The 12,159-nt window shown below is 47.0% G+C and carries 9 protein-coding genes; 4 read left to right on the top strand and 5 right to left on the bottom strand.

The features are described from left to right. Window positions 1–86 precede the first annotated feature (86 nt). Complete coding sequence (locus NSB03_RS07245; protein WP_257466302.1) at window positions 87–1,151, bottom strand: metallophosphoesterase; 1,065 nt, start codon at window positions 1,149–1,151, stop codon at window positions 87–89. A gap of 55 nt (window positions 1,152–1,206) precedes the next feature. Next, on the bottom strand, window positions 1,207–2,127 hold the full coding sequence (locus NSB03_RS07250; RefSeq protein WP_024986695.1) for an Rpn family recombination-promoting nuclease/putative transposase: 921 nt from the start codon (window positions 2,125–2,127) through the stop codon (window positions 1,207–1,209). A gap of 944 nt (window positions 2,128–3,071) precedes the next feature. Between NSB03_RS07250 and NSB03_RS07255 the strand changes: the two genes are divergently transcribed. Further along, window positions 3,072–3,779 carry a hypothetical protein gene (locus NSB03_RS07255; protein ID WP_024986693.1) on the top strand — a complete coding sequence of 236 codons (708 nt, stop codon included), beginning with the start codon at window positions 3,072–3,074 and terminating at the stop codon, window positions 3,777–3,779. Window positions 3,780–3,986: 207 nt separating this feature from the next. After that, window positions 3,987–4,877: a 1,4-dihydroxy-2-naphthoate polyprenyltransferase gene (locus NSB03_RS07260; protein WP_024986692.1), complete on the top strand. Its 891-nt coding sequence runs from the start codon at window positions 3,987–3,989 to the stop codon at window positions 4,875–4,877. Window positions 4,878–4,923: 46 nt separating this feature from the next. On the opposite strand, the gene rfbB is transcribed toward NSB03_RS07260, so the two are convergent. The 3 genes from rfbB to NSB03_RS07275 form a co-directional block, all read right to left on the bottom strand. After that, on the bottom strand, window positions 4,924–6,060 hold the full coding sequence (gene rfbB, locus NSB03_RS07265) for a dTDP-glucose 4,6-dehydratase (protein ID WP_121765357.1): 1,137 nt from the start codon (window positions 6,058–6,060) through the stop codon (window positions 4,924–4,926). Between the two features lie 21 nt (window positions 6,061–6,081). Beyond that, complete coding sequence (gene rfbA, locus NSB03_RS07270; protein ID WP_024986691.1) at window positions 6,082–6,951, bottom strand: glucose-1-phosphate thymidylyltransferase RfbA; 870 nt, start codon at window positions 6,949–6,951, stop codon at window positions 6,082–6,084. 127 nt (window positions 6,952–7,078) lie between these two features. Next, the gene (locus NSB03_RS07275; RefSeq protein WP_024986690.1) at window positions 7,079–7,573 is read right to left on the bottom strand and encodes a metallophosphoesterase family protein; all 495 of its coding nucleotides are present in this window, start codon (window positions 7,571–7,573) and stop codon (window positions 7,079–7,081) included. Window positions 7,574–7,628: 55 nt separating this feature from the next. On the opposite strand from NSB03_RS07275, the gene NSB03_RS07280 reads away from it, so the two are divergent. Both NSB03_RS07280 and NSB03_RS07285 read left to right on the top strand, forming a co-directional pair. Then, window positions 7,629–9,683 carry an RNA degradosome polyphosphate kinase gene (locus tag NSB03_RS07280; RefSeq protein ID WP_121765355.1) on the top strand — a complete coding sequence of 685 codons (2,055 nt, stop codon included), beginning with the start codon at window positions 7,629–7,631 and terminating at the stop codon, window positions 9,681–9,683. 116 nt (window positions 9,684–9,799) lie between these two features. Further along, window positions 9,800–12,049 carry an inorganic phosphate transporter gene (locus NSB03_RS07285; RefSeq protein ID WP_024986689.1) on the top strand — a complete coding sequence of 750 codons (2,250 nt, stop codon included), beginning with the start codon at window positions 9,800–9,802 and terminating at the stop codon, window positions 12,047–12,049. Window positions 12,050–12,159 lie beyond the last annotated feature (110 nt).

Here is a 12,159-nt window from a genome sequence, read left to right on the forward strand (position 1 = left end):
AAGTGGTACAGAAAAGTGTAGCAAACATGCAAAAAGTCGCGCAAAAAAGTGTGATATTCTACAGAAAGTGGTGCAAGAAAGTGTACTTACTCCGTCAGCCGATGAAGCGTTATCACTACTATTTCTGCCGGAGCGCCGATACGGATCGGCACTTGTGAGGTGCCGATGCCATTGGTGACAATCAAAGGAATCTTTGCCGAGTTATAAGCCAGTCCGGTCACAAAACGATTGCCGTAATGCGAGGGCAGTATCGGAGCAACTCCAAAGATACGGACTTGTCCGCCATGTGTATGCCCCGCCAAGGCGAGGTCGGTATTGGCTATCGAAACGTCTTCTATGTAATCCGGTGTGTGCACAAGCAGGATTACGAAGTCTTTGGGAGAAAGTGCCAAAGACGGTGATACGCCATTACGGGCAAGGTCGAAAGGATTGCGCACTCCGGCGATAAGAATCTGCTGGCCGTCTTTGCGAAGCGTATCCACTTTATGTTCCAACACACGCATTCCGTAATGTTCCATCGTACGTACAATATCATCGTGACAGCGTTCGTAGTCGTTATTTCCCATCACTCCGTAAGTTCCCATCGGTGTCTTTACACGCGAAAGTGCAGCAAACAAAGGTTCTACATATTCGCAGCCTTCCTGATAATCACCACCCATCAAAAGAACATCTGCCTTTTGAGCAATCAAAAGATTAACAAGGCTGTTCAAGCCTTGTTCTTTGAATAAACTCTTATAGTGCAGGTCGGAAATGAAAGCAATGCGGAAACCCTCGAATGCTTCGGGAACGTCACGGTGAGTAAAGTCATAGTTCACAACACGGTCTATACCTGCATAGGCAGAAGAGAGTTTGGTTGCCGAAGAGGTTATCTTTGTACCACGAAGCACCCAATCTGAGTGTTTGTCGTCGATAACCGATTCTTGTTTTTTGGGTTTACGTGTCTTATTTTTCGAGACGTCCAAGTCTTTGAGTTGAGAATGGTCGGGGGTGAATATTCCGGCAATGGAAACGGTTGTATCCGTTATATGTGCAGAGACAGAGTCCATGTTCAAGACAGGGCGCGGCAAAGTGGATACGACATTCTTTTTCGATTTACAAGAAACCAGCAAAAGTAACGCCAACAACATAAAAGGGTATATCGTTTTCTTCATTTTCCCGTTTATAAATGCAGATGATTGAATGGAACCAACAAGTTCATATTTTCTTTCAGATTCTCTCTATTTCCCCAATCGGAAGCCCTGTGTATTTGGAAATCACGTCATCAGGCAATCCGTCCGACTTCATCTTCCTGACTATTTCCATTTTTTCTTCTTCACGGCCTTTTTCCACCCCTTCTTTCAGTCCTTTTTCCAACCCTTCTTTCAGCCCTTTTTCCAACCCTTCTTCATGTCCTTCTTTCCGTGCCGTATTCACAGCATTTACGATATCCCGATACGCTTTCACGCTGTCTTCATATTCTCTCAACTGTTTTGGGGTGAAACGGGCTATTGAAGCAGCTTCGAACAAACGGTTGAAGACGCGTTCCTGCAACGCAGCCGGACGTTCCAACAGACGGGACAGATTCTTCAGGACGAATATCCATTTTTCGAACAATGTTTTCAGTTCATCTTCCGTCTTGGTAAACTTGGGGAGTTCCAGATAGATGAATGTAAGTTTGTCGTAGAATACTTTCCGGGTGTTTACATCCATCAATTTTACCTCATGATGGAAATAATCCTTTGAATTCTTGTCTTCATCGAACACAAAATTGAGTATTCCTACCGTATAGACCGATTCGAGCCGATAATCCCAATCTCCCCGTTTGGCCTGTTCGCGGATGGGGAAGGTGGAATAATAGACACTGCGGTCTTTGAAGAATTGCTGGAACACATTTTGCATTTCAACAATGAATTTTTCACCGCTTTCCGTTTCGCAATACACATCAAAGATGGCACGGCGGTCTTCTTTACGAATACCCAGTTGCTCGCTGTTAAGATAAGTAAGGTCTTTGATGATATATGTCCCATGAAAAAGCGCGTTCAGAAAGCCGATTAGCAGTTCTTTGTTCATGGGCGTTCCGAAAAGGTATTTGAATCCGAAATCGGTTCTCGGGTCAATATATCGTTCTTTCCATTCACTTATTGGCATAAACATGAGGTTTAAATAATTAGAGAGCAAAGATAAGTGTTTTAATTTGATATCCGATACACTCAATGAAAGATTATATCGGATGACAGATTATTCATATCTGTTATTTTCGTACGTTTCTTCTCAATCAGTCCACCGCTACCTAATCAGTCCACTACTACCGGTTCTCACAGGAAGCGGCACTTCTCTTCCAGTCTATTAATAGAAAACTTCTTCTCCATTAAATATAAACATCGTCTCATCAAATAGAAAACTTATCTTCAATTAATCATAAACTATAAACGCAAGCTTTGATTATAAAAACGCAAGTTTTGATTCTATAAATGCAAGCTTCATTTATAAAAACAAAACTTGCGTTTATAGTTTGGATTTAAACAAGAAAAAGTTTATAATTAGAAGAGAAGAAGTTTGTTATTAATATAGAAGAAGTTTGCTTTTAATAGACAAGCACTCATCTATTAATACTCTTGCCCGCAACTACAACACCGCATAAGTTGACAAAACTCTGTTTCGCAACACGTCTATTCAATTTATCACTGCTGAATATAAGACAGATTCAGCATTTTCAATATCTTTGTGCCGGAAACGTAAGTATTAACCCTTTAAAACAGTATGCGAATGAATTGAATAAACAGGAATCAGACATTTAGAGAAACATTTGCAAATTTTGCAAAAGGATTTCCACAGAATGAATTAAACAATAAGTAATAATCACGGAAAGCGTTCCTGTTCATACTTGAAAATATTGAATTGAGCTTTTAGCTCTTGTTCTCCTTCATTTGAATACCGCCAATATTCGCTACGCGAGAACAAGCAGACTGAAGGTTCACGTCCATAAGGCGTGGACCATTCTGTGCTTGTTGCGTAGCAGGTCACTTGGCGGTAACCAAAATGAAGACAAGTAATGAATGGTTGCACGCCTTTCTTATAAACAAGAAATAACAATGAACAAGATTTTATCAGTTGTGATGCTACTCACCATTTCTACAATTTTATATGCACAAAAAGACGTGACACGATTTCTTGGCATCCCTGTTGATGGCAGCAAATCGGAAATGATACAGAAACTGAAAGCTAAAGGATATCGATACAATAGTACATTGGATTGTCTGGAAGGAGAATTTAATGGCAGCCAAGTACATTTGAGCGTAGTGACCAATAATAATAAGGTATGGCGAATTGTAGTCATGGATGCAGTACCATCAAATGAAGCTGACATCAGAATAAGATTTAACGCACTCTGCCGACAATTTAAAAAGAATCAAAGATACATACCAGTTTCATCATCTTCCGATTACTATTTATTTGAAGATGAAAATATATCTTATGAAATGACAGTCAAGAACAAACGATATGAAGCTATTTATAACCAAATACCTACCGTAACTGAGCCCATAAACAAAGTACTTCCGGACATGCTAAAGCAAAAACTGGATAATGAGGAACTTCTAAATTTAAAAAAATATATTCTTTCAAAATATACAGCAGAGCTAATCGCAGACAATACAAAATGGGAACAAATTATATATGAATCATTAGAAGCTATTTATAAAAATTCAGTATGGTTTATGATAGACCAACAATACGGCGAATACAGAATCGTGATGTTTTATGACAACGAGCATAACCGTTCAAACGGAGAAGACTTGTAACCATCATGACCGTCTTCATTCCTGTGAATGACGTTGTGTATTCTTTCGACTGGGATGTGAGGTAAAAGTAATAGAGAATTATTTCCCAAATAGTGTTATCTTTGTCCGTCAAAACTTTTATGGAATATAAAAGTACGGAAACAAAAAGAAGATAACAGCATGGAAGAAGCAGAACGCAACAGCAGGAAAGATGTAAAACGTAACAGCATGGAAGAAGTAAAGTGTAACTCATTGCAAGCATGGATATTAGCAGCACGTCCTAAAACACTCACAGGAGCCATTACACCCGTCTTGATAGGTACGGCACTCGCCACGATGGACGGACATTTTCATTGGTTGCCCGCACTCGTCTGCTGCCTGTTTGCGGGTTTGATGCAGATTGCCGCCAATTTCATCAATGACCTTTTCGACTTCCTCAAAGGAACCGACCGCGAAGACCGTCTAGGCCCGGAACGTGCCTGCGCGCAAGGCTGGATTTCTCCGCAAGCGATGAAAACAGGAATCATTGCGACTGTCGCTCTTGCCTGTCTTATCGGTTGCACACTGCTTTTCTTTGCAGGATGGGAGCTGATTATCGTAGGGATACTTTGCGTACTGTTTGCCTTTCTTTACACCACAGGTCCCTACCCCCTCTCCTACAATGGCTGGGGAGATGTGCTGGTTATCATCTTTTTCGGATTCGTACCCGTGGGCGGAACTTATTATGTGCAAGCATTGACATGGACACCGGACGTCACCATCGCTTCCCTTGTCTGCGGACTACTTATCGATACCCTATTGGTGGTGAACAACTATCGCGACCGCGAAGCGGACGCACAGAGCGGAAAACGGACGGTTATCGTCCGCTTCGGCGAGAAGTTCGGACGCTACTTTTATTTGTCACTGGGGATTGCCGCTTCTCTTCTCTGCCTGTACTTTCTTTTTGAAGGACATATCTATGCCGCCCTTCTCCCGCAGCTTTACCTGATTCCGCACGTACTCACCTGGAGACGGATGGTAAAGATACATAGCGGTAAAAAATTAAACAGCATATTAGGCGAGACTTCGCGCAATATGCTGCTTATGGGTATTCTTTTATCAATCGGAATGGTTCTTTAAAAATGAAGAATAAAGAAAACTCTTCATTCAATTTAAGAACTCTTCTTTATTTTCCGTACATCTTTTCGTAATAACCCTGATAATCGCCACTGGTAACTTCTTCCACCCAAGCCTGGTTTTCCAAGTACCATTCGATGGTCTTGACAATCCCGACTTCGAATTTCGTCTCCGGACGCCAGCCTAAGGCATTGGTAATCTTCGTCGGGTCGATGGCATAACGCTGGTCGTGTCCCAAACGGTCTTTGACGAAAGTAATCAGGTCTTCGTTAATCCAGTCGATAGATATTTCACCGTTGGCATCCTTCACTTTCTTCTTGAGAATCTTGCGATATTCGGAGTTATCTGCCATCAGGCGGTGAATGGTAGCGATAGTCAGCTTCACGATTTCAAGGTTGGTCTTCTCGTTGTGTCCGCCTACGTTATATACTTCGCCTTCCTTGCCTTCGCGCACAACGAGGTCGATAGCCTTGCAGTGGTCTTCCACGTAGAGCCAGTCGCGCACGTTGCTGCCGTCACCGTAGACGGGCAGACGCTTTCCTTCAAGGATATTCTTGATAATCAACGGAATCAGTTTCTCCGGAAAATGATACGGCCCGTAGTTATTAGAGCAACGGGTAATCGTAACCGGCATTTTATACGTATCGCGGTAAGCCATTACGAACATATCGGCACTCGTTTTGGAAGCGCTGTACGGGCTGTGAGGACAAAGCGGGGTCGTTTCGGTGAAATAACCTTCGGCTCCGAGCGAGCCATACACTTCGTCGGTAGACACCTGATGATAGCGCACCCCCCTTCTCCAGGTCGGATACCCCTGTTCGTCTTTACCCATCACCCATGCACGACGTGCACAGTCCAGCAGGTTCTGTGTTCCGAGGATATTCGTAATCAGAAACAGTTGCGGATTTTCGATGCTGCGGTCCACATGACTTTCGGCAGCAAAATTCACTACATAGTCAAAGCGATACTCAGCAAAAAGACCATCTACGACATCGCGGTTACAAATATCTCCCTTGATAAAGAAACAGCGTTCGTTGTCAATGTCTTTGGCAATCGTTCCCAAGTTACCTGCATACGTCAGAGCGTCCAGTATCACGACTTTGACATCGCTGTATTTGGCTAAGATGTACTTGACGTAATTCGCACCGATAAAACCTGCGGCACCGGTCACTAGATAAGTTTTCATATTTTATTTATTATGTTGATTTTAGGATTGTTTTGCCAGTTCGATGAGGTATTTGCCATACTCGGTCTTTTCGAGCCGTTGTCCCAACAGAAGCAGTTGCTCGGTCGGAATCCATCCTTGACGCCAAGCTATTTCTTCAATACAACTGACGTAGAATCCCTGACGGTTCTGAATGGTAGCCACGAAGTTGGAAGCCTCGAGCAGACTGTCGCAATTTCCCGTATCCAGCCAGGCGAATCCGCGTCCGAACAGCTCGACTTTCAACGTACCTTCTTCCAGATAAAGACGGTTCAAATCCGTTATTTCATATTCTCCACGAGCCGAAGGGCGAAGAGCCGCCGCTTTTTCAGTCACGCTGCCATCATAAAAGTAGAGTCCGGGTACGGCATAATGGCTTTTCGGAATTTTCGGCTTTTCTTCCAGGGAAATTACATTCCCCTGTCCGTCAAATTCCACCACCCCGTAGGCACGCGGGTCTTTCACATAATAGCCGAAGATGCAGGCTCCTTTCTCCATACTTACCGCCCGGCGGAGCATGACAGAGAAGCCTTGTCCGTAGAACATATTATCGCCAAGAATCAGACAGCCCGGTTCGCCGTTCAGAAAGTCGGCCCCCAGGACAAAAGCCTGTGCCAGTCCGTTGGGTTGCTCCTGAATCTTATAAGAAAAGGACATTCCCAATTCCTCACCCGTCCCCAGCAAGTCGCGGAACATCGGCAAGTCACGTGGAGTAGAGATAACCAACACCTCGCGTATGCCTGCCAACATCAGTGTGGACAGCGGATAGTAAATCATCGGCTTGTCATACACAGGCATAATCTGTTTGGAAATCGCTTTGGAAAGAGGATAAAGGCGTGTAGCACTCCCTCCGGCAAGAATAATTCCTTTCATGTTCGTCTAAGTTAATTCATTAACTGTGTGCAAAGGTCGGAAAGAAATCTGAGATGGCAAAAATAATGTGTCATTATTTCAATGCGCCGCTATGCCGATTCTTGCCTGCAACTCATATGATGAAGCATCATTTATCCGCCAGCTCGATTACTTCCAAGTCGCTGAACGCCCCCTGGTTGATAACAAAACGCACCAACGTCCGCACCTTATGGAAACCGGACATCCCTGCCGCTCCCGGATTGATGTGCAGCATATCCAGTGTTTTGTCATATTTCACCTTTAATATATGAGAGTGTCCGCTGATGAAAAGTTTTGGCGGACGAGCCATCAGGCTGCCGATAATCGAAGGGTCATACTTCCCCGGATAACCACCGATATGCTTTATCAGCACTTCCGCACCATCCACCGTAAAACGGTTGACCTGCGGAAACAGTTTCCGGAGTTCTTGTCCGTCGATATTTCCATAGACGGCACGGAACGGGCGAAACGCCGCCAACTTCTCCGCAACGTCCACTGAGCCAATGTCTCCGGCATGCCAAATCTCGTCACACGGCTCAAAATATTCCAAGTATTTCTCGTCCCAGCAAGCGTGAGTATCAGATAATAATCCAATTCTTGTCATAAAATTCTTTGTTTAATCCCACAAAGATACTATATTTGGAAAAATCTTAAAGTACATGGAAAGCAAATATAATTATTTCAAGCGAGATATAAGTTGGCTCTCATTCAATTACCGCGTATTGTTGGAGGCTCTGGACGAGCGTCTGCCGCTTTACGAACGTATCAACTTCATCTCTATCTACTCTTCCAACCTCGAAGAGTTTTACAAAATCCGTGTAGCCGACCATAAAGCTGTCGCCTCGGGAGCTACGGAAAGTGACGAAGAAACCGTACAATCCGCCCGCGAACTTGTAGAGGAAATCAACCGGGAAGTCAACCGGCAGCTAGATGACCGTGTGCGCATCTACGAACAGAAGATACTGCCTGCCCTGCGCAAGAGCCACATCATATTTTATCAGGACAGCCATGTAGAGCCGTTCCATCAGCAGTTCATCAAAGACTTTTTCAAAGAGGAAATCTTTCCTTATCTCCAGCCCGTACCTGTGTCTAAGGATAGAATCGTCTCCTTCCTGCGAGACAACCGGCTTTATCTTGCTATCCGTGTCTATCTGAAAAACACCGAGCCACACACCCCCTATTACTTCGTCATGAAGCAACCCTATGCCAAAGTGCCCCGCTTCATCGAGCTTCCTTCTCACGAAAAGAACCACTATCTGATGTTCACCGAAGACATCATCAAGGCGAACCTCGATCTCATCTTCCCCGGCTACGACATCGACTCGAGCTACTGCATCAAAATCTCCCGCGATGCCGACATTCTGATTGACGACACCGCCAGCAGCGCCGACCTCGTAGCCCAACTGAAAAGGAAAGTGAAGAAACGCAAGATAGGCGACGTATGCCGTTTTGTCTACGACCGCGCCATGCCACAAGACTTTCGGGACTTCCTCGTAGACGCCTTCCGCATCCAGCGTGACGAGCTCGTCCCAGGCGACAAGCACCTCAATCTGGAAGATCTGCGCCATCTCCCCAACCCGAATAAATCCCTGCACAGCGTGGAAAAGCCGAAACCGATGAAGCTCACCTTCCTCGACGAAAAGGAATCCATCTTCAACTACGTCGCCCAGAAGGACTTGCTGCTTTACTACCCCTACCACTCTTTCGAGCATTTCATCCACTTCCTCTACGAAGCCGTGCACAACCCGGAAACCCGCGAAATCATGGTGACGCAATACCGCGTAGCCGAAAACTCCGTTGTCATCAACACTTTGATAGCCGCTGCCCAAAACGGTAAGAAAGTCACCGTATTCGTAGAACTGAAGGCCCGTTTTGACGAAGAAAACAACCTCGCCACCGCCGAAATGATGCAAGCTGCCGGCATCAAAATAATATACAGTATCCCCGGACTGAAAGTGCACGCCAAAGTTGCACTCATCCGCCGCCGCGGAATGAACGGCGAAAAGCTCCCCGGCTACGCCTATATCAGCACCGGCAACTTCAACGAGAAGACCGCCACCCTCTACGCCGACTGCGGACTCTTCACCTGCCGCAAAGAAATAGTGAACGATCTCTACAACCTCTTCCGCACGCTCCAAGGCAAGGAAGACCCGAAGTTCAGCACCCTCCTTGTCGCCCGTTTCAACCTCATCCCAGAGCTGAACCGCCTCATCGACCGCGAAATAGCCCTCGCTGACCAAGGCAAACAAGGACGTATCATCCTCAAAATGAACGCCCTTCAAGACCCCACCATGATAGACCGCCTCTACGAAGCATCCGAACACGGCGTACAAATCGACCTCATCGTCCGCGGCATCTGCTGCCTCATCCCTGGCCGGTCATACAGTCGTAACATCCGCGTCACCCGTATTGTAGACAGCTTCCTGGAGCACGCCCGCATCTGGTACTTCGGCAACGACGGCAACCCCAAAGTCTTCATGGGCTCACCCGACTGGATGCGCCGCAACCTCTACCGCCGCATCGAAGCTATCACGCCCATCCTTGCCCCCGACCTGCGCGACAGCCTGATAGAAATGCTCAACATCCAACTCGCCGACAACCAAAAAGCCTGCTGGGTGGACGACCAACTGCAAAACATATTCAAAAAAAGAACACCCGGCACACCAAGCATCCGGGCGCAATATACCTTCTACGACTGGCTGAATAAACAATGAGGGGTGCTTCGAGCACCCCTCATTGTAACACAAATGTCACACATATGTCACCTCCCTGCAATGTCGAATCCCGTCCTTTGCAACCAAATAAAGAAACATACACACCTATTTCATTTATGGAGACAATTTATTTATGCATCATCATCTTCCTCTTCGTCCTTGCCGTCTTCGACCTGATAGTCGGAGTAAGCAATGATGCGGTCAACTTCCTGAACTCGGCGGTAGGCGCCAGGGCCGCCTCATTCAAGACCATCCTGTTCATAGCCGGCATAGGCATTTTCATCGGCGCCTCCCTGTCCAACGGAATGATGGACATCGCCCGTCACGGCATCTACCAACCCGAACACTTCTACTTTGCCGAAATCATGTGCATCCTGCTCGCCGTCATGCTGACCGACGTGGTACTGCTCGATGTATTCAACTCCATGGGCATGCCCACCTCCACCACCGTATCCCTCGTCTTCGAGCTCCTCGGTGGAACCTTTGCCCTCTCCCTTATCAAAGTACACAACAGCGACACCCTCGGCCTGGGCGACCTCATCAATACCGACAAAGCCCTCTCCGTCATCATGGCCATCTTCGTATCCGTCGCCATCGCCTTCTTCTTCGGAATGCTCGTGCAGTGGACAGCCCGTGTGGTCTTCACCTTCAACTATAAGAAAAAGATGAAATACAACATCGCACTCTTTGGCGGTATCGCTGCAACCTCCATCATCTACTTCATGCTCATCAAGGGACTGAAAGACAGCTCCTTCATGACCCCCGACAACAAACATTGGATACAAGAAAACACATGGATGCTCATCACCGTCTTCTTCGTATCCTTCACCATACTGATGCAAGTGCTCCACTGGCTCAAAGTCAACGTCTTTAAAGTCGTTGTCCTCATGGGTACCTTCGCCCTTGCCCTCGCCTTCGCCGGCAATGACCTCGTCAACTTCATCGGTGTCCCCCTCGCAGGCTTCTCCTCCTTCATGGACTACACCGCCAACGGAGCAGGCAACGCCAACGACTTCCTGATGACCTCACTGCTAGGCCCCGCCAAAACCCCGTGGTACTTCCTCATCGGCGCCGGCGCCATCATGGTCTACGCCCTCTGCACCTCCAAGAAAGCCCACGCAGTAATCAAGACTTCCGTCGACCTCTCCCGCCAAGACGAAGGCGAAGAAACCTTCGGAAGCACCCCGATAGCCCGCACCGTAGTCCGCATCAGCATGACACTTGCCAACAGCATCTGCCGCATCATGCCCGAGAACACCAAACAGTGGTTCAACTCCCGCTTCCGCAAGGACGAAGCCATCATCGCCGACGGAGCCGCCTTCGACCTTGTCCGCGCATCTATCAACCTCGTACTGGCAGGCCTGCTCATCGCTCTGGGAACTTCGCTGAAGCTCCCCCTCTCCACCACCTACGTCACCTTCATGGTAGCGATGGGTACTTCACTCGCCGACCGTGCCTGGGGACGTGACTCCGCCGTCTACCGTATCACGGGTGTACTGAGCGTCATCGGTGGCTGGTTCATCACCGCCGGAGCCGCCTTTACCATCTGTTTCTTTGTCGCCCTCGTACTCCATTACGGTGGCAACATCTCCATCATCGCCCTTATCGCCCTCGCCGTATTCATCCTGATACGCAGCCAGGTGATGTACAAGAAACGCAAAGCGAAAACGCAAGGCAACGAAACTTTGAAACAACTCATGCAGACCACAAACAGCGAAGAAGCCCTGCAACTGATGCGCAAACACACCCGCGAAGAGCTCTCCAGAATACTGGAGTATGCTGAAACGAATTTCGAACTCACCGTCACCTCTTTCCTGCACGAGAATCTCCGCGGACTGCGTCGTGCGATGGGTTCCACCAAGTTTGAGAAGCAACTCATCAAGCAGATGAAACGCACGGGAACCGTAGCCATGTGCCGCCTCGACAACAACACCGTGCTCGAAAAAGGACTCTACTACTACCAGGGCAACGACTTCGCCAGCGAACTGGTGTACAGCATCGCCCGCCTCTGCGAACCATGCCTCGAACATATCGACAATAACTTCAATCCTCTCGACGCTATCCAGAAAGGTGAATTCAGCGATGTCTCCGAAGACATCACTTACTTGATTCAGCAATGCCGCAAAAAGCTGGAAAGCAACGAGTACGCCAATATGGAAGAAGAAATCCGCCGTGCCAACGACCTCAACGGACAACTCTCACTGCTGAAACGCAAGGAACTGCAACGCATCCAAAGCCAGTCGGGAAGCATCCGCGTAAGCATGGTCTATCTGACAATGGTGCAGGAAGCACAGAACGTAGTGACTTACACAATCAACCTGATGAAAGTAAGCCGCAAATTCCAAATGGAAAACGAAATGCCCTAGCCCCACCGGCTACACCCAAAAAACAGGCAGATACAGAACAAGTCATTGCAAACGAATCTTGAAATCACAACTATGGACTTGGGCAAATGAAGCAGATGAAACCATGTACT

Source organism: Bacteroides acidifaciens (assembly GCF_024623065.1).
GTDB classification, from domain to species: Bacteria; Bacteroidota; Bacteroidia; order Bacteroidales; family Bacteroidaceae; genus Bacteroides; species Bacteroides acidifaciens.